At 46.0% G+C, this 23,939-nt stretch carries 21 protein-coding genes; 16 read left to right on the forward strand and 5 right to left on the reverse strand.

The genetic code is table 11. The features are described from left to right. The first annotated feature begins 10 nt into the window (after positions 1-10). Positions 11-1,138 carry a glycoside hydrolase family 88 protein gene (locus RS891_RS01090; protein WP_315794206.1) on the forward strand — a complete coding sequence of 376 codons (1,128 nt, stop codon included), beginning with the start codon at positions 11-13 and terminating at the stop codon, positions 1,136-1,138. 202 nt (positions 1,139-1,340) lie between these two features. Here RS891_RS01090 and RS891_RS01095 read toward each other — a convergent pair whose 3' ends face one another. The 5 genes from RS891_RS01095 to RS891_RS01115 all read right to left on the reverse strand — a co-directional run bounded on the left by RS891_RS01095 (position 1,341) and on the right by RS891_RS01115 (position 8,363). Then, the gene (locus RS891_RS01095) at positions 1,341-2,984 is read right to left on the reverse strand and encodes a sulfatase family protein (protein ID WP_315796115.1); all 1,644 of its coding nucleotides are present in this window, start codon (positions 2,982-2,984) and stop codon (positions 1,341-1,343) included. A gap of 185 nt (positions 2,985-3,169) precedes the next feature. Continuing rightward, a complete protein-coding gene (gene pdxA / locus RS891_RS01100) occupies positions 3,170-4,171 on the reverse strand; it encodes a 4-hydroxythreonine-4-phosphate dehydrogenase PdxA (RefSeq protein ID WP_315794208.1) in 1,002 nt (333 codons plus the stop codon). Beyond that, entirely contained in the window at positions 4,168-5,463 is a 1,296-nt protein-coding gene (locus RS891_RS01105) for a four-carbon acid sugar kinase family protein (protein ID WP_315794209.1), read from the reverse strand. The genes pdxA and RS891_RS01105 overlap by 4 nt, the downstream gene beginning before the upstream one ends. A 62-nt stretch (positions 5,464-5,525) precedes the next feature. After that, positions 5,526-6,512, reverse strand: a complete 987-nt coding sequence (locus tag RS891_RS01110; RefSeq protein WP_315794210.1) for a 2-keto-3-deoxygluconate permease — start codon at positions 6,510-6,512, stop codon at positions 5,526-5,528. A 168-nt stretch (positions 6,513-6,680) separates the two neighbouring features. Then, the gene (locus RS891_RS01115) at positions 6,681-8,363 is read right to left on the reverse strand and encodes a sigma-54-dependent transcriptional regulator (RefSeq protein ID WP_315794211.1); all 1,683 of its coding nucleotides are present in this window, start codon (positions 8,361-8,363) and stop codon (positions 6,681-6,683) included. On the opposite strand from RS891_RS01115, the gene RS891_RS01120 reads away from it, so the two are divergent. The 15 genes from RS891_RS01120 to RS891_RS01190 all read left to right on the forward strand — a co-directional run bounded on the left by RS891_RS01120 (position 8,346) and on the right by RS891_RS01190 (position 23,760). Further along, positions 8,346-9,032 carry a MarR family winged helix-turn-helix transcriptional regulator gene (locus RS891_RS01120; RefSeq protein ID WP_113056320.1) on the forward strand — a complete coding sequence of 229 codons (687 nt, stop codon included), beginning with the start codon at positions 8,346-8,348 and terminating at the stop codon, positions 9,030-9,032. The genes RS891_RS01115 and RS891_RS01120 overlap by 18 nt on opposite strands. Then, positions 9,016-9,870 (forward strand): class I SAM-dependent methyltransferase, encoded by an 855-nt coding sequence (locus RS891_RS01125; protein WP_397386881.1) that lies wholly within the window; start codon positions 9,016-9,018, stop codon positions 9,868-9,870. The genes RS891_RS01120 and RS891_RS01125 overlap by 17 nt, the downstream gene beginning before the upstream one ends. Positions 9,871-10,068: 198 nt before the next feature. Beyond that, on the forward strand, positions 10,069-11,022 hold the full coding sequence (locus tag RS891_RS01130) for an alpha/beta fold hydrolase (protein ID WP_315794213.1): 954 nt from the start codon (positions 10,069-10,071) through the stop codon (positions 11,020-11,022). Between the two features lie 204 nt (positions 11,023-11,226). Continuing rightward, positions 11,227-11,931 (forward strand): PspA/IM30 family protein, encoded by a 705-nt coding sequence (locus RS891_RS01135; RefSeq protein ID WP_315794214.1) that lies wholly within the window; start codon positions 11,227-11,229, stop codon positions 11,929-11,931. Positions 11,932-11,977: 46 nt separating this feature from the next. Further along, positions 11,978-13,009 (forward strand): TFIIB-type zinc ribbon-containing protein, encoded by a 1,032-nt coding sequence (locus RS891_RS01140; RefSeq protein ID WP_113056323.1) that lies wholly within the window; start codon positions 11,978-11,980, stop codon positions 13,007-13,009. Positions 13,010-13,032: 23 nt separating this feature from the next. Further along, on the forward strand, positions 13,033-13,812 hold the full coding sequence (locus tag RS891_RS01145; RefSeq protein ID WP_181586793.1) for a TPM domain-containing protein: 780 nt from the start codon (positions 13,033-13,035) through the stop codon (positions 13,810-13,812). A gap of 39 nt (positions 13,813-13,851) precedes the next feature. After that, a complete protein-coding gene (locus RS891_RS01150) occupies positions 13,852-14,868 on the forward strand; it encodes an SPFH domain-containing protein (RefSeq protein ID WP_315794215.1) in 1,017 nt (338 codons plus the stop codon). Between the two features lie 199 nt (positions 14,869-15,067). Further along, positions 15,068-15,295 (forward strand): DUF896 domain-containing protein, encoded by a 228-nt coding sequence (locus tag RS891_RS01155; protein ID WP_113056364.1) that lies wholly within the window; start codon positions 15,068-15,070, stop codon positions 15,293-15,295. A 129-nt stretch (positions 15,296-15,424) separates the two neighbouring features. Next, entirely contained in the window at positions 15,425-16,387 is a 963-nt protein-coding gene (locus RS891_RS01160; protein WP_315796117.1) for a ring-cleaving dioxygenase, read from the forward strand. A gap of 59 nt (positions 16,388-16,446) precedes the next feature. Further along, complete coding sequence (locus RS891_RS01165) at positions 16,447-17,535, forward strand: low temperature requirement protein A (protein ID WP_315794216.1); 1,089 nt, start codon at positions 16,447-16,449, stop codon at positions 17,533-17,535. Positions 17,536-17,757: 222 nt separating this feature from the next. Further along, complete coding sequence (locus tag RS891_RS01170; RefSeq protein WP_315794217.1) at positions 17,758-20,544, forward strand: glycoside hydrolase family 3 C-terminal domain-containing protein; 2,787 nt, start codon at positions 17,758-17,760, stop codon at positions 20,542-20,544. 101 nt (positions 20,545-20,645) lie between these two features. Further along, positions 20,646-20,834: a hypothetical protein gene (locus RS891_RS01175; RefSeq protein WP_024629467.1), complete on the forward strand. Its 189-nt coding sequence runs from the start codon at positions 20,646-20,648 to the stop codon at positions 20,832-20,834. A gap of 186 nt (positions 20,835-21,020) precedes the next feature. Beyond that, positions 21,021-21,191 carry a hypothetical protein gene (locus RS891_RS01180; protein ID WP_315794218.1) on the forward strand — a complete coding sequence of 57 codons (171 nt, stop codon included), beginning with the start codon at positions 21,021-21,023 and terminating at the stop codon, positions 21,189-21,191. Between the two features lie 171 nt (positions 21,192-21,362). Beyond that, positions 21,363-22,751, forward strand: coding sequence for an alpha-L-fucosidase (locus RS891_RS01185; RefSeq protein ID WP_397386926.1), 1,389 nt, complete (start codon positions 21,363-21,365; stop codon positions 22,749-22,751). Positions 22,752-22,893: 142 nt separating this feature from the next. Further along, the gene (locus tag RS891_RS01190; RefSeq protein ID WP_113056328.1) at positions 22,894-23,760 is read left to right on the forward strand and encodes a sugar phosphate isomerase/epimerase family protein; all 867 of its coding nucleotides are present in this window, start codon (positions 22,894-22,896) and stop codon (positions 23,758-23,760) included. Positions 23,761-23,939 lie beyond the last annotated feature (179 nt).

Consider the following 23,939-nt stretch of genomic DNA (forward strand, 5'->3'; position numbering starts at 1 on the left):
GAACTGTTCCATGTGGAAAAAAGCTATTGAAGACGCACTCAATGTCACCCGGCGTAATATAGGTCGGTTTGAAGGACGCTTCCCTCATGTTAGTAATGGGGATGAGCACTATGTGCTTAACGATAATACGGAGTGGACGGCAGGGTTCTGGTCAGGCATCTTGTGGTTATGCACGGAGTATACTCAGGACCCGAGGTTTCGTGAGGCAGCGGTAAATAGCGTCGATAACTTCCGTCGGCGAATGGAACAGAAAAGCATTTTCGATCATCATGATATTGGCTTCCTTTATTCGTTGTCTTCCAAGGCACAATGGATTGTGGAGCATGACGCTGCCGCAAGGAAGCTCACGCTGGAAGCTGCTGATATGCTGATGAAACGCTGGCGGGAGGATGCTGGACTGATTCAGGCTTGGGGGCGGAAAGGTGACGTGAACAACGGAGGGCGAATTATTATCGATTGCTTGCTCAATCTTCCGCTGCTGTTCTGGGCGTATGAGCAGACCAATAACGACGAGTATCGCCGCGTTGCCGAGCTGCATGCGCTGAAAAGCCGCCGTTTCCTCGTTCGTGGAGACGACTCAAGTTATCATACTTTTTATTTTGATCAGACTACCGGAGAGGCCATTCGAGGTGGTACGCATCAAGGCTACAATGATGGTTCTACCTGGACTCGTGGACAGGCTTGGGGGATATATGGTTTTGCATTGTGCAGCCGCTATTTGCAAAATGCAGAGATGCTGGAGACAGCCAAACGTCTTGCCCGTTATTTCATCGCCCATCTTCCGGAGGATGAAGTAGCGTATTGGGATTTCGATGCCCCGCAGACACCTGAAACGAAACGGGACAGTTCTGCATCGGCTATTGTTGCCTGCGGTTTGCTGGAAATTGCGGGAAGGCTTGATGAAGCTGATCCTGAGCGGGAGACTTTTCGGAAAGCAGCGGAATCGTCCATGAAATCCTTAATTAATTATTATTCCACGCAGGGCTCCGATACAGCGGAGGGTCTGCTGAAGCATGGTTCTTACTCTGTAAGAGGTGGGGATTCACCTGACGATTACACGATCTGGGGCGATTATTTTTATCTTGAAGCGTTAATGCGTTTGGAACGAGGTATACCTGGCTATTGGTACGATCGTTAAGGTGAAGACTGTTGCGGGATTTATTGAATAATTAAAGTCGATGATACGCAAAAAGGGGATGTCCCATAAGTCATGAACATGACGAGGACATCCTTTTTAGCGTTAACAGTGTTTAATGAACCGAGCACATATTATTAGGTGCAATTTCTATAAGTCTGCCGTTTGGTTTAACGAATCATGGAGATGTTACTTCCCCAATCCTCTATATCGTGGGTTGATGAGGATACAAACGTTTTTGTTTCCGTTGTTCCTTCAGAAGCTGCATCATCCACTGCTGAATGTTCATCGTCTGCGGAGTGGCATAGGCGGAATGGGCCAGATTGCAGGTTTCCAGCGGATCGTCCGTCAAGTTGTACAATTCATATTCATCATGTTCCGGCTGAGTCCAAAATTGAGTATTGTCAAAGTACCGGGAAAACTTCCAGATTTCCGGTTTGTTGTTTTTATAAAGGGTGGTAATTACGGTCTCGATGTGGTTGGGCTGTACAACAGACGAATAGGGTATGCCCAATGGATTGGTTTGGTGCTGACCACGTGTGACATCATCGTCCGTCATAAAATAGACCGGTTGCTGGGTCAGCGCGGGATTAGGGTCTCCATAAACAAGAGGGGTGAGATCCCGTCCTACCAAATGGCGGGCTTCACTGAATTCCTTTTGCAATCGTCCATGGATTTCGGAAAAGTTAATATTGGCCAGACCCAGCATGGTTGGTAGCAGATCGACATGACTTGTCAGGCTATGCACATGTTGTTGCTCGGGAAACAGATGTTTATTGTGGATCAGAAAAGGAACATGAAGGTATTCCTCATAGGCACAGTACCATTTTTGATGAAGATTACCGTGAGCGCCGAGCAGATCGCCATGATCCGATGTGAAAATAACAATGGTATTGTCATAGAAGGAGGAGCGCGTAAGAGCCTCATATACTTTGAACATTTGACGATCCGCATTTTTTTGCAATTGGTAATATAGCTGGCGATAGAAGCTCTGATTGGTGATAGGCTGTAAAGCTTTTGGATACAAGTCTCGGTAACTTGCCTGACAACGCGGTTTGGTGCCCAGCCACTCGTGTATGGTCGGCGGAGCGTCGACTGCGGGCATTGGATCTACCTCGAATTTGAAATCGGGTAGGCGCGCCGCTAAATCACCATATAGCGTAATATCATGCGGGTTCACAAAGGAAGAGACAATGAGCCAGGGCTCAACTTGTTGATTTTCGTTCTTCCTGCGATCAAGGGACTCAATGAGATGAACCGTTTCGGCGGCGTATACCTCGTCCCGTCCACTTAAGCCAAAGGCGGCGGAGGAAGCGGAGTTGCGAGGGTTTCTGCCTATGGGATCAGGGCCGATCCAATCGGAGAATCCGAATTCCTCCAAACGGCTCGCGTGAAGGTAAAGACTTTCCAATTGGGGCTCAGGAACCCCAGTCAAGGGGTGATAACTGGGAACACTTTGGTGGGTGCCGGGAGAGATGATATCCGCATTGGATATATGCCATTTTCCTTTATAGTACGTCTGGTATCCTGCTGCTCGAAAGTAATTGCCCATCGTAGGCACCGTATTGGGATTCAGCCAGAACATGTCGGAGTCATACGATTCCTTGGCAATGCCGACAGTCTGACTGACTCCGTGCAGTGATGGATACTGACCTGTGAACATGGTAGCGCGACTGGGACAGCAGGCGGTTGTTCCGATATAATGCCGATGGAATTCCATACTGTGGGACTTTAAACGTTCCTGGGTAATCAGATTTTCTCTGCGCCATGCCTGTATTTCTGTGCTCTCATATACAGGAGGATAACGCTCTTCATCCACAAGAATGACGAGAAAGTTGGGTTTCTCCATAGTAGAAGATGGCAGGGAAGTATTGTTCACGGAGTTCACACACCCTCAATTGTTTTTTACTTTAAGGTATGTGATGAAGATTACGAAAAGTCCATCCCCACTGACAACAACTTATACGCAAAACGACCGCTTCCCAGGAGAAGAATGGGAAGCGGTCGTTACTATAACATATCTCATTTATTGCTTTAAATTTGCGTTTTTGGCGCAAGTTCAATGGCGGAACGGATGGCGGCCAGCATGCTTTTGTCATCGGCGATGTTTTTGCCTGCGATGTCAAAGGCTGTTCCATGGTCTACAGATGTACGGATAATGCCGCCTTTGAGACCCACCGTAATGTTCACACCTTCTTCAATGCCCATGACTTTGATTGGGGCATGTCCCTGGTCGTGATAACAAGCCACAACGATATCGAAATCGCCACGGCCAGCACGGAAGAATAAGGTGTCCGCCGGAAGTGGACCAACGACATTAATGCCTTCCTTTTGCGCACGTTCGATGCCAGGCTGCAGTTTTTCTTCCTCTTCACCATTACCGAAAAGTCCGTTCTCACCTGCATGCGGGTTGATACCGCAAACAGCTACACGTGGATTTTCGAAGCCGGCTTTTTTCAACGTATCATGAGCCAGTTTAACCACAGTGTATGTTCTTTCCGGGTTGATGCTTGCAATGGCATCAATCAGGCCCATATGTGTCGTAAGGTGAATTACTCGCAGATTGGGTGTAGTCAGCATCATGGAGAAATCCTCTGTATCAGTCAGATCAGCCAAAATCTCGGTGTGTCCTGGATACAAGTGTCCACCCAGGTGTAGGGCTTCTTTGTTCAGAGGTGCCGTACAGATGGAGTGGATTTGCTGTTTTTTGGCTAGATCAATGGCCTTGGCCAGAAACTGAAATGCTGCATCTCCCGCAACGGCAGATACTTTTCCATATTCCAGATCTGCAGGAATGAGATCCAGATCAATAACGTCCACCGTACCGAATTCATACTTGGCTTCGGATGGCTCATGAACAGCATTTACCTTCAGGCTCGATCCGATGACAGGCAGGACACGCTCCAATATTTTTGCATCGCCAATGACAAGTGGATTGCAATGGTTGTAGACCTCCTGATGGCCCAATGCTTTCATAATGATCTCGGGTCCGATGCCTGCTGCATCGCCCATTGTAATTCCTACGGTTGGTTTCATACGGTAACTCCTCCTTTTAATTTTTCAATGGCATGGATGAAGACGTCGGGCTTGCCGAACCCGCCCGCTTTGGTAATCACGTGCAGATCCTCAATTCCAATAAATTTCGATATCGGTACACCAATTTCAAGCTCATCAAGCAGCTCAAAACCACTGATATTCCACTTCATACAGATTTGCTTAGCTGTATCTCCGCCCGTCATGGACACACCTTTGAAGTACCCGTTCTCCAGCAGCTTGGCGCAGATTTCACCTATGGCCCGTACAATTTCATTGCTGACCTCGGTGTGATTAAGTCCTCGGACTTCACCCGTAGCACGTGCCAGTTCAATATCTACCTGTTCGGCCGTTGAATAGAGAACAACGTCATTGCCTTCCACGGCTTTGGCCATCACTTCCTCATACACACGCTCGATTTCTTGCTCACGATCTGCCGATCCCGATACGGCTTTGAAGGAGTGGAACGGGATGGATGATACGTTAGTTTTCTGTAGCAACAGCTTGAGCTGCTCACGAGAGTTTTTGTTCACACTCCCTACCACGGTGAGGATCGGACCTGAATTCGCCGGAATGTTCAATTCCGCAGACGTGGCTCCCAAGCCGTAATGAGTGGGAAGGTAGTTCGCGATCCCTGCAGAGCCTGCCCAGGCAAATGAGTAATCCAGCTTGCTGGTGATGCTTAGAATCTGCTCCAAATGCTGCTCATCCGTCGAGTCGACGAGGATATAGGGAATGCCGTTTGCCTTAAAGGTTTCCAGCTTCGTCTTCATATGATCTATACCTAATTCAAGATCACTCACCGTAACCTCGCCCACCTCATACTTGGTCTGAAGCTTGAGCAAATCCGGAAGATATGAAAGGGTCACAGGTGTCTTCGGATCATTCGCAATCTCGGTATCGGCCAGTGGAACCCCGTTCAGATAATGTGTGCCATTAAGAATGGTGCGATTGTTCTTGGGATAGCCCGGGGCAATCATCATGAAGTCCGGTTTGACCACATCATACAAAGCGTCGATCTCGATCCCGATGTTTCCGCGCATGGTCGAATCCATTTTTTTGAAAATGGTACTAAATCCGTTCCTTAACAGCAGTTCGGCTGCTCGGCTAACCCGCTGATACGCATCCTCCGGTGTGATGGAACGGCTATCGGTATCAAACACGACCGCATCGTAATGACGAATGTTATCTTCGTCCATGTTGAAAAGCACGCTTGTCTTTAATCCATGACGGGCAAGCTGCACCCCGCTGTCATTGGCACCGGTCAAATCATCTGCAATAATGGCTAATTTCATGCAGTCATCCCTCCTTGAAAATCAAAATTAAATATAAGTCCGGTCAGCTAAATTCATTGCATTTATGTGGACGGTCTTTGATTGTATTTCTCGACACCGCCTGATTTATCCAGCCTTTTGGAAAGGAATCCGATGAAGATCGGCAGCAGAATGGCGGTTGTCACAACACTCGCCGCAATCTGCACGGTAGCGATTTCAGCAATTGGAGCAAATGAAGCATTGGCAGCTACGATGGCAGCAGGTGTACCTACAGCGTTACCGGCTGTGGAACCTTCCGAAGCTCCGACAATGGGATTCCAGCCAATGGCTTTGAAGAGCAGATAGCCGACGCCGCCAGTAATCAATACAGTAATTACACCCAGCATAATGCCGCTAAGTCCGCCTTGAATGATGGACGAGAAGTTGATTCCCATACCAAGTGAGAAGGCGAAGAATGGAACGAGCTTGTCGCTGCCTTTGTGCAGCCATTCAGCAAGGTTGCGATCCAGGTTACCGATAACAACACCGACGATCAGTGGAAGCAGTACGGCTACAAAAGCCATCGGGGAGAACATGCCGTTGGCGAAGCCCATCGCACCGAAAATAGAGAGTGCAACCATGGTAAGAAAAGGTCCATCGCTAAGTGCGAGGAACGGGTAAGCAGCCTTGTCATCTTCTTTGCCGTATTGTCCGGCCAATGCGATGTACAGTCCACCATTGGAATTCGTCATTGCAGCGATAATAGCAAGCGGTGCCAAACCAAGGAATAAACCATTGGAATCCGCAAAATAGATGGCGATCAAACCTAATATTGCACCAACTGCCCACTTGAACACAAGCAGTGTAACACCCTTTCCAACCGAAGAACCGGCCGTCTTGAACGTGATTTGTGTACCAGCAATCAACAGGAACAGGGCAATCAATGTGCTTGAGCTATTTACGAACAGGGCTTCCGTGAAACCCCCGATTCGCAAAGCATTCGGAAAGAATGTGTTAATGGTTGCACCGAGCAACAGGGGAACAACCATCATACCGCCAGGAATACGATCTAATGTTGCTTTAATGTTCATAGTAGTGGCTCCTTATGAAGTAATCGTTTTTATAAAGCGTTTGCATGGATTATGTTATCCCATATTGTTTATTTTAGCAACACTTAATTATTGTAAATTTTAAGTAATAGTTATTAGTGTTTAATTATGCAACACATATAATCATAAAAAAAGCGTAAACCTAAAGAGTTACTCTTTAAGTTTACGCCATAACGTGGCACGGTTAATCCCCAAGCGATCGGCCGCCTTGGATTGATTATTGTTTTCCTCATGTAGAACGAATTGAATAATCTCTTTTTCGATTTCTTTCAGCGTACCATTAAACATCATCGTATTGGGTGAGGGTTGTTCACCGAGCAGATGTGATAAGGTCTCGGCTGAGATCACGTAGTCCTGTTCATTCAGTGCAGCCTGTTTGATTAGATGCCTCAGCTGGTTCACTGTCATATGCGGAACTTGTTCCCTAATTAGCTGCAACGCGTCCTCTTTCATCTTCACAGCAACCGTCCCATACTTCTGGTAGTAATCGCTGAGGAAATGCTGGATCAGTGGCGCAAGGTCCTCCTGCCTGTCCACAAGGCTCGGCATAATGATCGTATTCAGCTCGATATCCAGTGTTCTGTTTGGACTCAATCCCTTTTCCCCCAGGATGAATACTCCGATCTGCCTCTGTAGACAAGTCTGAATGAATGAGATTAATTCCTCATCCTTCGAGCCATCTTCCAAATGATTAATTTCTACGTTGCGCACTTTGGAGAGTGGAATTTTGTGCAAATGGCCTGGAGGAACCTGGGCAAGATCGATTTGGAGCATCATCCCACCGCTGGAGTACATCTGATGTATATGTTTGACGAGAAAAGATTTGCCCGAATCCGCTTCGCCAAGCAGATAAATAGGTTCATGGTTCTCGTAAACGGCCCGGATATTTTTCAATACGGTCTGCATGGCAGGTGATTCGGCAACGATCGGTTCCATGGATATATCGGTATATGCCGTTATGCCGAATTGTGCAAAAGCATAGGGCTGTCCTTTTTCAAGGGAGTATACTTTATAGGTTTTGTTATTTAACGTCGTCTCATAGGCCGTTACCGTAAGTTGGTAATCATCCACGATGAACACATTTTGAACTTGGGATTGATGGAAATCCAGGTTGGTATTGGTGAGATAAATGTGATTATCGGTGAGTGGATTCTGCTCAAAATCGGTCAAATTCTCAAAAACAACCTCGCTCTGCTCGTTTAAAACAAGAAGATTAGGATGCTCTTGGGTGACCAGATTTTTGAGTATGACGGATATCGCGTGATTTTTGCTCAAGTACCGATATACCAACTGGGCATCTTCAAGCGCTCTGAGGATGGATTCCTTGCCAGACTGGATCAGCAATCCTTCCATTCCATATGTTTTGGCTGTATTCACGGTGATAACATCGCCAACAATCTGACGATACCCTGACGCTTTCAGCTCCAGCAGCAGCCTTGCTACATCCTCGGAGCTGCGTATAGTATACACCTTTAATGGCAGTTCCATTAGATCGATAATCGACTGTGCGCCTGAAGTAATGTTGGCAAAGCCAACGATAGCGGTTTGGCCGTTGAACTGGCTTGCGAGCGTTAGCGAACGAATCATGTCATATCCGGATAACTGCACATCAATGACGGGAATGGTTACGGCTTCCTTAATTAGCTGGGCAGTACCGCCGCGACTAATCATAATCTCCGCCCCGTTTCGTTCAGCCCGGGCCGCCAATTCGGCGCCTTTCATCAGGTCGCCCACCTCATATTGAATGGCTAACTGGGGAAATAGCGGAATACATTCTTCTATAATAGTAGTCATGGATTCGTAAGGAGCGATAATATGAACTCGTGTACGCATAATTTTCCTGCCTTTTATAAAAATCATTCATGGTTCCTGCTGGTCATCAGACCAGAGGGCTTTCCTTATTATAGCCAACTTGCAGAGGAATGGCATCCCTGGGCCAGCGGAGTTATTATAGCAACCAACCAAAGTGCGAGAAAATATTTATTTGCTTTGCGCAAACAAATAAATTATGATCAGATTGGAGGTGATCATTTTTTGGCAAGTAATCGAGATGAGCTGGAGAAGTTGGCTTACGGTACGTTAAGAATAGTTAAAGAATTTACGCATGCACAAAATCTTCGGTCAGATCTGGATCGTCTAACGTTTGAAATTCTGCTGTTTGTCAAGGAACAGGGAGCTGTGAGGATCACGGATATTGCCAGCAAACTAGATTTGAATCCCTCATCAATCACCCGGAGAATTCAGGGGTTGAAACTGTCAGGTCATATCGTTGCGGTCTCAGATCCGAATGATTTACGGTCCAGTTTGGTTACCTTGTCTCCATTGGGAGAAGAGGAATTGTCTGATTTCCTGAAAGTGAGTATTGATGGTTTGGCACATATCTTGCGCGATTGGAACGACAGTGAGGTCCAGATGTTTGCCGAACAGTTATTAAACTATGCGGATTCCATGCGTACGTGGCGTCTGGCTAAAGGAGCGGACTCAAATGTCGGCCAAAAATGAAAACCCTAACCAAAGTAAGCAATATGCTAATTCGGGTAAGTTCAACGCGAGAATTCATTTGCATAAAACATATAGCACGAATCCATATCCCTGGCCTCTTTGGGTCTTTGATCAATTTCCAAAGAAGGATCATCTCAGGGTTTTAGAATTGGGCGGTGGAAACGGATTATTGTGGATGGCCAATGCCGAGCGCATTCCTGATCATTGGGATATAACCATTACAGACAAATCGTCAGGGATGCTTCAGGATGCCGAGCGCAATCTTGCTCATTTTGGGGAACATATCCAATGGAGTGTCATGGATGCAGAGGATATTCATTATCCAGATGAAAGCTTTGATATCGTAATCGCGAATCATATGTTATATCATCTCGGGAATCTGGAGAGGGCATTGTCCGAGATCGGGAGAGTGCTTAAGAAGAACGGGACCTTTTATGCAAGTACCATCGGTTCACGAAATATGGCTGAGATGAAAGAGTTGGTAAAAGAATTTAATCCTGATAGCCAATATGACAGTGTTCTTGGCATGATTGAGTCGAAATTTTCCATGGAGAACGGAAAGCAACAACTTGAAAACGCCTTTACTGATGTGCAATTACATGTGTATGAAGATTCGCTTTCCATAACAGACTCAAACGCAATCGTCGAATATGTATTATCCATGAATGGGTTGGAAGGAAATGAACAAGTCATGAGTCTTCAGGAAGCCAAAGCGTTTAAAATCTTTTTAGATGAGAAAATGAAAGAATCGGATGGGAAGATACACATTAGCAAGGCTTCCGGAATGTTCTCTTGTACAAATGCCAGAATTGTTCATTCTTCAAGGAATCCATCCTAGATGGACTCCTTGCCAGATTGGATCACCAATCAATCCAAACCGTAGTTTTGCCATGATAATTTTGATGACATCACCAACATTCTGGCGGTACCCGATGCTTTCAGCTCCAATAGCCTTCCTGTCGAATCCTAGTAAAGTATACGTCTATGAACACATGCTATAATAATTGGAAATCGGATAGAATGTTGGTGGAATATAATGAAAATTGTACTCAGACGAATGGGTTATGGTTCATTGGCTTTATTGGGTATCCTGCTTTTGTTCATAGCAATTAGTTTCGCGAATCATACAATTAAATTAAAGATAGAATCGGCCATATTATCACCCCCAGGTGTAATGGTTGATGTTAATAATCACCCAATGCATGTCTATATAGAAGGTTCCGGAGAACATACACTGGTCTTTATGTCAGGTGGGGGCACATCTTCTCCTGTATTGGATTTCAAGGCGCTTTATTCCAGATTGTCGGATCAATACAAGGTTGCTGTTGTTGAGAAGGCAGGCTACGGTTTCAGTGCAACGGCAAAGGTCCCACGTGATATCGATACAATGTTGGAAGAAACCAGAACAGCTCTGACGTTAGCGGGAGAAACACCGCCCTATGTGCTATTTCCGCATTCTATGTCGGGCATAGAAGCACTATATTGGGCACAAATGTATCCAAATGAAATTGAGGCTATCATTGGTCTTGATCCTGCTATTCCACAAGTTTATGAAGAGTATCCTCTACCTTCATTTGGAATGAGGAGTCTTACAGGCCTAGGAGCTCGTGTCGGAATAACCCGTTTTTTCCCCGATATTGTTAATTCGTCTGCTGCAATTGAAGAGAAGAGGCTATCCTCCCAAGAGGAGGAGATCTATAGGGCATTATTTTATAAGAAAACGCAGACACTGAACATGAATGAAGAAGTTAAAATGATTAGGAATAATGCAGCACAAGTTTTAGAACGAGGTATTCCCGATGTGCCCATGTATTTTTTTATATCTAATGGAGAGGAATTACCTGTCGAGGACTGGAAAAATTACTTAGTAAACTACATTGAGTCTGTGAAAATTGGGCGCTATCATTTATTACATAATGGTCATTACGTTCATGATGCTGATCCCGATCTAATTGCAGAGGAAAGTATCAAATTCATAGAAGAACTGTAAATGACGAAAAGGGACACAATGATTTCGAAGAGTTTTAGTTAATGAGGCGACGCCATAGGCGATCGTCTTTTCTTTTATAACGTAAGGGGATTATGTCACGCTTGGATTACTTCAAATTTATTGTTGCAGTGGCGGTAAATGAAACCTTCAACCTCATATTCATGTATTATAGTACATATGAACTGATCGAAGGAGGAACGAAAGATGGGAATCTTATCGAGGTTTAGGGACGTGATGAAAGCGAATGTGAACCATGTGCTGGCTCGGGCGCAAGATCCGGAGAAGACGGTGAATGAATATATGCGGAGCTTGAGCAGTGATCTGGGTCAGGTGAAGGCAGAGACGGCTGCGGTTCTCTCGGATGAGAGCCGGGCGAAGAGGGCTTTGGACGAATGCAATGCAGAGATTAAGAAATTACAGCGGTATGCAGAGAAATCTGCGGAGTCCGGTGATGAAGACAAGGCACGTGGATTTCTGGAAAAGAAGGCAGCGCAGACTGTGAAACTGAACGAATTACAAGCTGCCTATGATCGGGCTTCAGCCAAAGCCAAAATGATGAAGCATATGCACGAGAAGCTGGTTGCGGATATGGGGCAATTGGAAGCTCGGCATGCGGAGCTGAAGGGCAGGATGGCGGCTGCCAATGCGCAACAACAGGCCAATGAACGGAACGCTTCGGCTGCCAATGCGAATGCTGCTTTGAAGGCGATGGAAGACAAGGCGAATCAGGCACTTAACGAAGCTGAGGCTTTGGCTGAACTTCGTGCTGGGGCACAGGAAGATGATTTGGATGTACTCATTGCGCAGTTGGAGCAGCAAATGAATGCCGAAGCGGGTAATAATGCACAGGTGACGCCGACCCCAGAGGAAGAGCTTACAGCAATTCAGAAGAAATTGGAAGATAAATAACGATATATATCATGTAATACATTTCGTTAAACATTGAGGTGAGCAAATGCCGGTAATCGAGTACAAGTGTCCCAACTGCGGCAGTGGAATGCTTTTTAATAGTGCAACTGGAGCGTTATCCTGCCCCAGCTGCGGACGACAGGATAATATCGAACAGATCCCCGATCCGCTGAAGAAACAGGTGTTCACGGAGAATGAGGTCAAGGAGTATCACTGTAACAGCTGCGGCGCGGATATTGTAACTGAGCCGGAGACAAGTGCAACGACATGCAGCTTCTGTGGAGCTGCCGTTGTTCTGAGTGATCGACTGACGGGAGATCTGGCACCGGCCATGGTCTTACCCTTTTCGATCAGTAAGGATGAGGCCAAGCAGGCGTTCAAAAAATGGTGCAGAAACGGCTTGCTGACACCTAGCGGATTCATGACAGCTGACCGGGTTAAGAGCATTACCGGGATATACGTGCCCTTCTGGTTATATGAGTTACATAACAAAATCGAAGTACATGGCCGTGGCACAAAAATCAGAACTTACACGCAGGGTGATTATCATTACACGGAAACGCAGCATTTTGATATTTACCGGAGAATCCGGCTGAATTATGTGAATCTGCCCATTGATGCTTCGGAAAAAATGAAAGATGAACTGATGGATAAGCTGGAGCCATTTCCGTATAACCAGTTAAAGCTTTTCAAAACCCCGTATCTCGCCGGGTACATTGCGGAAAAATATAGTTATACCGATGAGGAACTATACCCGCGCGCCAAGGAAAAAACGAGCTCTTATATCGATTCTTATATTGCATCAACGGTTTCAGGCTATAACAGTGTCAGTTACACAGACAAACAGATTGATACTACATTGAAAAATGCAGACTATGTGCTGCTCCCGGTATGGATGGTTTACTATGACTACAATCGTTCGCAGTATACCTTTGCCATGAATGGTCAGACAGGTAAAGTGGTGGGGAAACCGCCTATCAGCAAAGCTAAAGTTGCCGGATGGTTCGCAGGAATTTCAGCCGTTTCCTTATTGTCATTGAAACTGGTCTCCTGGATGATGGGAGGTGGATTCCTGTGAGAAAAAGAAAACATTTGGCATGGATGGCAGCACTCATTTTATTAGTGATTACCCTCGTGTCTCCATTGATTACAATGTCAGTAGCATCGGCAGCAGATAGCAAGAACCTGATTTACGATGAAGCTAATCTGCTGAACGAGCAGGAGAAAAGTGAACTGAACGCAATGGCGAATGAATATGGGGCGGAGAGGCAGACGGATTTCGTTATTTACACCTCAAATAATGAGGAGCAGAAGAGTGAAATACTGCTCACTGAGGATTTCTACGATGATCAGGGGTTTGGTTACGATAAGGCTCATGGTAATGCAGTTATTTTGACAATTGATATGTATAACCGGAAGATGTATCTGGCTGGTTTCTATAAAGGGAAAGAGTATATCGACAATGGCAGAGCCGATAAAATCACAGCCAAGATTGCACCAGATGTAACGGACGGTAATTATAAACTGGCTTTTGAAAAGTATATCAAGCTGTCCTACGAATATATGGGAATTAGACCGGGAGTAAATCCTGATAATATCCTCTTTAATATCTGGTTCCAACTTATTGCGTCCATAGCAATTGGAGGAGTTGTTGTTGGGGTAATGGCCTATCGTTCCGGTGGGCGAGTTACAGTCAATCGTGCTACTTATGAGGATTCAAGTACTTCCAGTGTGGTCGATCGTCAGGATCGGTATATCCGTACTACCGTAACCAAACGGAAAATTGAGAAGAACAACAATAATGGTGGCGGAGGCGGTGGAGGTGGGGGAGGTACCACCCGAGGTGGCCATTCGCATAGTGGTAGCAGCAGATCTTTCTAAGATAAGAAGTAAGACCAAATAGAAGGGATGGGAACGAGTATGGGATTTTTCAAAAATCAATTTTCAAATGTAGTGGAATGGGAAGAGTTTAGAGATGACATGATTTTCTGGAAGTGGAGTAACCGTGAGATTAAGAAGGGAAGTAAATTGATTATCCGTTCGGGGCAAGATGCGATCTTCCTGAATAACGGCAAGGTGGAAGGGATTTTCGAAGACGAAGGATCGTTTAATATCGATTCCGAGATCATTCCTTTTCTGTCTACCTTAAAAGGATTCAAGTTCGGATTCAACAGTGGCATGCGGGTCGAAGTGCTGTTTGTGAATACGAAGGAGTTTACGGTTCGGTGGGGCACGCAAAGCCCGGTATTGATTCCAACTCCTCAACTTCCAGGCGGGATGCCGATTCGTGCAAATGGTACGTTTAATTTTAAAGTGAGTGACTATGTTACATTGATCGATAAAATCGCGGGTATCAAGCAGAGCTATCTGGTCGAGGATGTTAAGATTCGGATTACATCTGTGCTGGATCAGTTGCTAATGAAATGGATTAGCCGTGAGGGTAAGGACATGTTCAACCTGCAGGCGAATGCTTCGGATATTGCCAAAGGAATTCAGGAAGATCTGGATATGCAAATGATGGACATTGGGATCGGAATTACAGGCTTCCAGGTGATGAGCTTCAATTATCCGCAGGAGATTCAGGATATGATTACGAAGACCGCTTCACATGAAATGATCGGCAATTTGCAAAAATATCAGCAGGTCAGCATGACTGATGGCATCTCCTCCGGTAAAGTGAAGGGTGGCGGCGCTGCTTCGGATATGGCGGGCATGATGATGGGCATGAACATGGCGAATGAAATGATGAAGAACATGAATCAGAACCAGAACAACCAGAATCAGAATTCGGATCAAAAGCCTGCGGCTAATCAAAACAGCGATGCAAGTGCATCTTCTTCGTCTGTGGACAATAAAAAGCCGAACTTCTGTCCGAACTGTGGCGCCAAGAATGAAGGAGCAAATTTCTGTCCAAACTGTGGTCAGAAGTTGGGTTAACCTATATCTAAACATAAGAAGGGCTTACTCTAAGGTCAAACTTTGGAGTAAGCTCTTTTTTTATTCTATTTTAAATGGGAGAAAACGGTTGACAACGGATCATAAATCATTTATCTTTAAATTAAGATATTTAATTTGAATATAAATTACACCAAAAAACAAATATCTTAATTCCGATTTACGAGGAGAGATCAAGATGATGATTCCAACATTGACCAGAATAAATGAACTTTCAAGAAAAGCCAATGCGGCAGGGTTGACGGAGATGGAGAAAGCGGAGCAAATTCGTCTGCGTCAGGAATATCTGCAAACCTTTCGTGGTTCGATCAATGATATTCTGCTGAATGTAACCATCTATGATCCGAACGGCGATGACGTCACTCCGGATAAACTGAAACAGGAACAGGCCGAACAAAATAATAACTGAATCAGCTTGGATAAATATCTTAATATTAAGATAATATATGACTATAAATATAAATAAAGCACCTATAAGACGATCTACAATTAACTCTTCCCATACAAAAATGATCTATAAACCTAGGAGGAAATGATGATGACTATTCAAACTGCAGGTATTCACCATATTACAGCTTTTGCGGGAGATCCGCAGGCCAATGTCGACTTTTATGCTGGTGTCTTGGGACTTCGGCTTGTGAAAAAAACAATCAACTTCGATGCGCCGGATGTGTACCATCTGTACTTTGGGGATGAGAACGGAAATCCAGGTACCATTATCACATTCTTCCCATCAGCCGGATCGTCGCGAGGCAAAATTGGTGGCGGTCAGGTTGGCATCACCTCATATGTGATTCCACCTGGGACTATTGGCTTCTGGCAGGATCGGTTGGAGCAGTATAACATTGAGGTAACCAAAACAAGTCGTTTTAATGAAGAGCTGCTGCAATTTGAGGACAGCGAGGGCTTGCGTCTGGAACTGGTTGAACGTGAAGAGGGTCCAGCCAGCACCTGGGTGCATGAAGGCATTCCTGCTGACAAAGCCATCAAAGGATTTGGAGGTGCTGTGCTGTTCAGCGTCAATCCACAGAGAACGATGGATGCGTTGGCCAAAATACTCGGATTCACCAAAGTAGACGAAGATGAGGAGTATGTACGATTCCGGTCCGTCGGAGATATCGGTAATGTCGTGGATGTTCCTGTCACCCGGATGGCTTTGGGGACAGGCGGAGCAGGGACGGTTCACCATATTGCGTGGCGTGCCAAAGACTTTGCAGAGCACGAGCAGTGGAGAGAAGCTGTACAACAGTACGGCTATCAGCCAACCCCAGTTCGGGACCGTCAATATTTTAACGCAATCTATTTCAGAGAAGCCGGCGGAATCCTGTTCGAAATTGCTACCGATCCTCCTGGATTCGCGAAAGATGAGCCAGCGGAGTCGCTTGGACAGAAACTCATGCTGCCTGAATGGTTTGAGCCATATCGTGCCCAAATTGAAGGCAATTTGCAGCCGATCCAGGTAAGAACGTTAGAGCCTTCGCATTCTATGCGGACACGTTAAAGAAGAGGCAAGAATAAGCAATCTTTTTGTAAGAGTCTAACCAAAAGGAGCATTGAAGGATGATGGAGAAAAAGGTTACTTGGCTGGAGCTGTTCTATGATTTGCTTTTTGTAGCAGCGGTCTCCAAAGCGGGTCATGTCCTGCTGCATGCCGAACATGGCGTGATTTCGTTTGAATATTTGATGAAATTTGTTTTGATTTTTATTCCTGTCTGGTGGGCATGGGTCGGTCAGACCCTATTTATAAACCGTTATGGTCAGGATATCTTCATCCATCGAGTATTCCTTATCCTTCAACTCCTGTCTGTTCTGGTGATGACGGCGAGCCTCTCGGTTGATTTTGATCAATACTATCTTCCCTTCTTTGCGGGTTATATCGGTTCGAGGGTATTGACAGCCGTTCAATATTTTATGATTCATAATTCCAAAAGTGAACATCAACAAAAAGCCGCCCGTTATCTGGGCGTATGCTTCATCATCGGCATATTGATCTCAACAGGTTCCTTGTTCTTTGATTCGTGGCTGAGATATGCGATTTTGTACGTGGGCATTGCCGTGGATATCATTCTCCCGCTCATCGGACGCCGAAATCTGGTGAAGGTGCCGATACATACCCATCATTTATTGGAACGTTTCGCTCTGTTTACACTTATCCTGCTCGGTGAGTCAGTCGTCAGTATCATTGCCGTGCTGCAAATGGATCACTGGGATGTAAAATCTGTTCTGTTCGCGGCGTTTACATCCATATTCGTGATTGCGATGTGGTGGCAGTATTTTGATAATGTTGAGAAAAAGGTCAGTAAAGAGATCCAGACCGCCGGGCAAGCCATCATATACGGCCATCTGTTCATCTATATATCCATGAGCATGATTGCCGCTTCCATTCAACTGTTATACCTGAATGAACTCCATTATGGTTTCATGTTGGCCTTTGTATTTGGCTCAGTTCTGTTGTATTTTCTGTCCACTTCGCTGGTGTTCCACCGATACAGGCATGCTCATCTGCGGCTCCGTCCGCATCACTTGATATTTATGCTGGGGATAATGGCTGCGTTTATCGTTGTGGACCTGATCTATCGGGTGCCTAATTATGCAATCGTGGGAGAGAACATGGTGTTCTTCCTTGTCTACGCCAAATTAACGACCTAATGCACAGGTCACACAAGATTAAAAGTCACGGACGAATAACGTTCGTGGCTTTTAAAGTTGGATAATTACAAAATCATGTCTACTGTGAGAAAAAACGTTTAACCTGATTTATTTTCTACTATAGAATCTGTTAATATGAGACTAGATACAAGTGAATCTACCAGATTAACGAATATACATAGTGATTCGTGGAGATGGAGATGACAAACAGGAGGGAAATCATTGAGCACACATCAAATCGGAGTTCCATTGGAAGGGTTTGCAGAGTTTAGCCGCACGGTTGCCGCTGAAGGCGCAGTGCTTTTGAAGAACGAAGGACAGGCGCTTCCGATTCAAAAAGACGAAAACGTTTCAGTGTTTGGACGGATTCAAGTCAACTATTATCGCAGTGGTACGGGCTCAGGCGGCAGCGTTCATGTAGCGTATACAACCAATTTGCTGGATGGTTTGCGTAGCAAAAAAGGACTTACAGTTAATGAAGAATTGGCAGCTGTCTATGAAAAATGGATTGAAGAAAACCCGTTTGATGACGGTGGAAAAGTATGGGCAGCAGAGCCTTGGAATCAGAAAGAAATGCCTTTAACGGACGAAGTGGTATCCCAAGCCAGAAGTAAATCCAGCAAAGCAATCGTGGTGATTGGACGAACAGCAGGCGAAGATCAGGATAACGTGGATGCACCAGGCAGCTACCGGTTGACGGAAGATGAGAAAGCGATGCTGAAGCAGGTCACAAATCATTTTGAACAAACGATCGTGGTGTTGAATGTATCGAACATCATGGACATGAGCTGGTTGAATGATGAAAGTTACGTTCATCCGATCCAAAGTGTCATTTACTCGTGGCATGGCGGTATGGAGGGTGGTAATGCGATCGCCGATGTACTGGCCGGAGATGTTACCCCAAGTGGTAAATTGACCGATACGATTGCGTATTCCATTGAAGATTATCCTTCCACAAGCAATTACGGAAATGAGTTTAAGAACCTTTATCAAGAAGATATCTACGTAGGCTATCGTTATTTCGAAACGTTTCGACCTGAAAAAGTACAATTTGAATTCGGATACGGCTTGTCCTATACCACATTCACAACCAAGGCTGAAGACGCAAAATTGATCTCTCAAAACGGAGAAAACAGCATTAAGGTGAATGTAACCGTAACCAATACAGGCACAACCTATGCCGGTAAAGAAGTAGTGCAGATCTATTATGAAGCCCCACAAGGTCAATTAGGGAAACCTGCAAAAGCTCTGGTGGCATTCGGCAAAACGAATCTGCTTCAGCCAGGTGAATCTCAGCGCCTGACTGTGAGCTTCCCTGTCGATTCCATGGCTTCCTATGATGATGCTGGCGTAACAGGACATGCATCGGCGTATGTACTTGAGGCAGGAACATATCGTTTGTACGTAGGAACCAGTGTCAAAAATGTGGAGCATGTTAGCATTGATGGCCAAGATGGCTACGTCGTAGAAACGATTCAACTCGTGGAACAGCTCCAAGAGGCAATGGCACCGACTGAAAGCTTTACGAGAATGAAGCCGGGAGCGCGCAAAGATGATGGATCTTACGAGCTGATCTTTGCAGATGTACCAACACGCCAAGTATCCATGGCTGAACGAATTGAACAAAGCTTGCCACAAACGCTGGAGCAAACCGGCAATCAGGGCTACAAGCTGAGAGATGTCAAGGATGGCAAGGTCAGTCTAGAAACATTTATCGCCCAATTGAGTGATCAGGATCTGGCAGCCATCGTAAGAGGCGAAGGTATGAGCAGCCCACTCGTTACATCGGGTACAGCTTCCGCATTTGGCGGCGTGAGTGACAGTCTGTTCAATTATGGAATCCCTGTTGCATGTACTGCTGATGGCCCATCCGGTATTCGTATGGATAGCGGGGAGAAGGCTACACAGGTTTCCATTGGAACTTTGCTGGCAGCAACATGGAATGCAGAACTCGTCGAAGAGCTGTATGTGATGGAAGGCCAGGAATTGCTGAGAAATCAGGTGGATGCACTGCTCGGGCCTGGATTGAACATTCGCCGGAGTCCGATGAACGGACGTAACTTTGAGTATTTCTCAGAAGATCCGCTGATTTCCGGTGTATTTGCTGCTGCTTGCACGAAAGGAATCATGAAGGGTGGCTCTAATGCTACGCTGAAACATTTCGCCTGCAACAATCAGGAGAAACATCGCAGTAAAGTGGATGCTGTTGTATCCGAACGTGCGTTGCGTGAGATCTATCTGAAAGGGTTCGAAATTGCCGTGAAAGAAGGCGGTGCGAACTCGATCATGACCTCCTACAATCCGATTAATGGACATTGGGCGGCTTCGAACTACGATCTGAACACGACCATTCTTCGTGGAGAGTGGGGCTTCCAAGGTATCGTGATGACCGACTGGTGGGCTATTATGAACGATGGCGTTGAAGGTGGACCGGCAGATCGGAAAAACACGAATTGGATGGTTCGCGCTCAAAATGATCTGTACATGGTTGTACCTAACTATGGTGCAGAAATCAACGGCTGGGATGATAATACGATCGAATCTCTGGAAAATGGGACGTTGACACGCGGAGAGCTTCAGCGCTCAGCCATGAATATTTGTGAGTTCATTATGAATGCACCTGTCTTCTCGAGAAAACATGAAATTGTAGAGAATGTCGCTACATTCCAAGCGAATGCTTCACTTTCCTCAGAGCAGGCACAAGTGCTGGCTGATAATGCACAGGTCAAACCTGTTGTGGGCGAACCTGTCTACATGAAAGTGGATGAAGCAGGTCAATACCGGATTATTGTACAGATCATGTCTCCTGAGCCGGAACTGGCTCAAAGTGCATGTAATGTCATTCTCAATGATCAATTGATGACGACCATTCAAACCAATGGTACTGAAGGTAAATGGATAAGACAGAAACTTGTTAAAGTGGATTTGGAAGCAGGTTTGTACGAATTGAAGCTAGACTTCACCAAACCGGGTCTTCAGATCGACTGGATCGAATTCAAACAAGTGTAACGCAGGATCGTCTGATCTGTTGTAACTGAACATGACGACTGTTATGATTGTGTTATGAGATCCGGAATTTCTGAACAATCTGGTCAGGAGTGTTGCGAAGGATGAGAAGGTATAATTTTTGGAGCCCCATTCTGCTGATTGCGGTTGCGCTGATTGTCAGAGGCCTAGTTACCAATCTGGGCGTTCTGTTCGGCATGTCGCACGATGCAGCAAGTAATATCGCAATTGTTGCCATGTTGATTGCTGCACTGATTATGTTTAACCGAATGACAAAGGCAAAGCGAAAATGAACTTATAATATTCGATATGGATCAAGAGAGAGGCACCCTTAGGGGTGTCTTTTTTGTGTATTGACGTTTCATTCATAACGTCTTAGACTGTTTATGAATAAAACAATAACATTTTTATAATAACGAAAATAACGATTGTGCTTACTCCAATGGCTAACCCATCATTATCCGAAAGGAGACCTATTCATGAAGATTATGGCGGCATGGTTTGCAGATAAGCATGAAAAGAGAATTGATGTGGTGAGCGGGATGTGGGGGCGGCAGGAGGAGTCGTGGACTGTTCCGATGAGATTGGCAGAGTCTCCGTTGCATAGGGAACGAGCCGCGTTCAGGAAGCTGACTTTCAACGACAGATGAACATAAATTAAGGACCGCTGGAGATGCTGTGCTCTGTCGGTCCTTTATGGCATTTGACGGAAAGCGGACAGAGAACCGGCATGAGAGGAGAGGAACCCAGTAAATACAACCGATTGGGTGAAGGCAGCAGCACAGGTCGTACCATCAGAACGTCAGCTGAAATGGCAGGAGATGGAGTTCTATGCATTTATTCATTTTACCATGAATACGTTTACAGACCAGGAGTGGGGAACGGGGAATGAAGATCCCGATATCTTTAACCCTTCTCATCTGAATGCCCGGCAATGGGTTCAGGCGTGCAAATCTGCCGGTATGACCGGATTAATCCTCACTTGCAAGCATCATGACGGGTTTTGTTTATGGCCAAGCCAGTACACGAATCATACGGTAGCCGCCAGCCCTTGGCGAAATGGTGCGGGTGATCTGGTGAAAGAGGTTGCCGATGCCTGCCGTGAAGGTGGGTTGAAGTTTGGTATCTATTTGTCCCCTTGGGACCGTCACGAAGCATCCTACGGAGATTCAGAGCGATACAACGAATTTTTCAAAAATCAGCTGCGTGAGCTGTTAACCCAATATGGTGAACTTTTCTGCGTGTGGTTCGACGGAGCATGTGGAGAGGGGCCGAATGGGAAAAGGCAGGTCTACGATTGGGATTCCTACTATGCGCTGATTCGGGAGTTGCAGCCTGAGGCTGTAATCTCGGTATGTGGACCGGATGTTCGCTGGTGCGGTAATGAGGCGGGTCATACCCGGATTTCGGAATGGAGCGTCGTACCTGCCTACTTGCAGGATAATGAGAAGATCCAGGAGCAATCGCAGCAGGTGGATGATGACGAGTTTGCCAGCAGAATTAATACACAGGATGCCGATTTGGGGAGTCGGGAGGTGATCCGGCAGCATGAGGACAAGCTCATCTGGTATCCTGCTGAAGTGAATACATCCATCCGTCCGGGCTGGTTCTATCATGCAAGCGAGGACGATCGAGTCAAGTCGCTGGAGGAACTGCTTGGCATCTATGATGGAGCGGTTGGCGGCAACGCCAATTTTCTATTAAACCTTCCACCAGATCGACGCGGGCTTATTCACGAACATGATGTTGAGCGGCTGCAGCAGCTCGGAGACTTTTTGCGCAGTACTTATCGGCAAAGTCTGGCTGTTGGTGCGAGCATTCAGGCATCGGACACTTTGGATGAAGAACATGCGGCTATCCAGGTGTTTCGTGAGGAACCGGATATGTTCTGGTGCCCATCTGAAGGAAGTGAACTGGCTTGGCTGGAGGTGGAGCTGCCCGAGGAAAAACTGTTCGACCGAGTCGTTCTCATGGAGCATATCGGTTCAGGTCAACGGATTGAACGCTTTACGCTGGAGGCTAAGAGGGAGCACGGTGATTGGCAGGAGCTATATTACGGCACGGTTGTTGGACACAAACGAATCTGTAGATTTGATCCCATGGCCGCCAAAACCATTCGTCTGACCATTCAAGAATCCAGATGGTATCCAACGTTGTCCTGGATGGGTGTATATCTGAGCAAACAAGAGATGCATGAAGCCGGCGATTGAGCCGTAACATTTGTAGATAAGCCGATTTTGATTTTATCCGATGGAAAATAGAGTAGCAAACGATTATTGGCAATTGTATGATCTTATGGAAAAAGGTATACGTAAGGTAGAGCCATACACCAGCAGGAGAGGATGAGAGGATATGAAAGTAGGACTCAGCACATACAGTCTGCAACAAGCACTGGATTCCAAAGAATTGACTGTACCCGACGCCATCCGTTACATCGCCGAGCAGGGCGGAGAACATGTGGAGATTGTTCCGATCGGGTACAGCCTGATTGACCAGCCGGAATTAATTGACCAGATTCGAGAGGCTGCACAAGACGTGGGAATTGATATTTCTAATTACGCAATAGGTGCCAATTTCGTTACAGGAGACGGCCCGGATGCATTTGAAAATGAGATCGCTGCTGTCATGAAGCATGTGGATGTCGCTGCCGCACTTGGCGTTACGAGAATGCGCCATGATGTTGCATTTCGTCCTGCACAGGAAGGCACTGTCGCCCAGTTTGAGGCGGACCTGCCTGTTCTGGTGAAGGCCTGTCAGCGAATTGCCGATTACGCAGCGGGTCACGGCATTACGACAAGTGTGGAGAATCACGGTTACTATGTGCAGTCCAGTGAACGAGTGCGGCGGCTGGTTCATGAGACGGCACGAGAAAACTTCAGGACAACGCTGGATATCGGCAATTTCCTGTGTGTGGATGAAGACCCGGTTAGCGCTGTGAAAAACAACATTCCTTATGCGTCCATGGTGCACGCCAAAGATTTCTATCGAAGACCTTCTTATCGTAATCCCGGAGAGGGCTGGTTCCAGACCGCACACGGCAATTATCTGCGTGGAGCGATTGTGGGCCACGGGGATATCGACATGCCGGAAGTATTCCGTGTGTTGAAGCAATCTGGTTATGACGGATATATCTCTGTGGAATTCGAAGGTATGGAAAATTGCAAAACAGCATCCCGAATCGCGATGGATAACGTCCGCCGTTTCTGGGAGGAAGCATAAGCAGCGACTGCACTACTATATAAGTGGAATAAGAATATAAGCTTTGCTGAATCTTGAAATTAGTTTTTATTAAGATCGAAAAGTAGTGGAGGGGACGAAATTGATTCTGAAGAAGCGAAGCGTGCGCCTAAAAGCTTTCGTCAGAAAGCTACATCGGAAGCATAAGCTTATCACCGAAT

Origin of the sequence: Paenibacillus sp. BIC5C1, assembly GCF_032399705.1 — a bacterium.
GTDB lineage: Bacteria > Bacillota > Bacilli > Paenibacillales > Paenibacillaceae > Paenibacillus > Paenibacillus taichungensis_A.

Coding starts and splice junctions, on each gene's coding strand:
- RS891_RS01160 (WP_315796117.1), top strand. CDS start 15,425: ATGACTATTCAAACTGCAGGTATTCACCATATTACAGCTTTTGCGGGA.
- RS891_RS01145 (WP_181586793.1), top strand. CDS start 13,033: ATGGCAGCACTCATTTTATTAGTGATTACCCTCGTGTCTCCATTGATT.
- RS891_RS01140 (WP_113056323.1), top strand. CDS start 11,978: ATGCCGGTAATCGAGTACAAGTGTCCCAACTGCGGCAGTGGAATGCTT.
- pdxA (WP_315794208.1), bottom strand. CDS start 4,171: ATGAAACCAACCGTAGGAATTACAATGGGCGATGCAGCAGGCATCGGA.
- RS891_RS01185 (WP_397386926.1), top strand. CDS start 21,363: ATGGAGTTCTATGCATTTATTCATTTTACCATGAATACGTTTACAGAC.
- RS891_RS01180 (WP_315794218.1), top strand. CDS start 21,021: ATGAAGATTATGGCGGCATGGTTTGCAGATAAGCATGAAAAGAGAATT.
- RS891_RS01175 (WP_024629467.1), top strand. CDS start 20,646: ATGAGAAGGTATAATTTTTGGAGCCCCATTCTGCTGATTGCGGTTGCG.
- RS891_RS01155 (WP_113056364.1), top strand. CDS start 15,068: ATGATTCCAACATTGACCAGAATAAATGAACTTTCAAGAAAAGCCAAT.
- RS891_RS01130 (WP_315794213.1), top strand. CDS start 10,069: ATGAAAATTGTACTCAGACGAATGGGTTATGGTTCATTGGCTTTATTG.
- RS891_RS01115 (WP_315794211.1), bottom strand. CDS start 8,363: ATGCGTACACGAGTTCATATTATCGCTCCTTACGAATCCATGACTACT.
- RS891_RS01120 (WP_113056320.1), top strand. CDS start 8,346: ATGAACTCGTGTACGCATAATTTTCCTGCCTTTTATAAAAATCATTCA.
- RS891_RS01105 (WP_315794209.1), bottom strand. CDS start 5,463: ATGAAATTAGCCATTATTGCAGATGATTTGACCGGTGCCAATGACAGC.
- RS891_RS01095 (WP_315796115.1), bottom strand. CDS start 2,984: ATGGAGAAACCCAACTTTCTCGTCATTCTTGTGGATGAAGAGCGTTAT.
- RS891_RS01110 (WP_315794210.1), bottom strand. CDS start 6,512: ATGAACATTAAAGCAACATTAGATCGTATTCCTGGCGGTATGATGGTT.
- RS891_RS01150 (WP_315794215.1), top strand. CDS start 13,852: ATGGGATTTTTCAAAAATCAATTTTCAAATGTAGTGGAATGGGAAGAG.
- RS891_RS01125 (WP_397386881.1), top strand. CDS start 9,016: ATGTCGGCCAAAAATGAAAACCCTAACCAAAGTAAGCAATATGCTAAT.
- RS891_RS01135 (WP_315794214.1), top strand. CDS start 11,227: ATGGGAATCTTATCGAGGTTTAGGGACGTGATGAAAGCGAATGTGAAC.
- RS891_RS01190 (WP_113056328.1), top strand. CDS start 22,894: ATGAAAGTAGGACTCAGCACATACAGTCTGCAACAAGCACTGGATTCC.
- RS891_RS01090 (WP_315794206.1), top strand. CDS start 11: ATGTGGAAAAAAGCTATTGAAGACGCACTCAATGTCACCCGGCGTAAT.
- RS891_RS01165 (WP_315794216.1), top strand. CDS start 16,447: ATGATGGAGAAAAAGGTTACTTGGCTGGAGCTGTTCTATGATTTGCTT.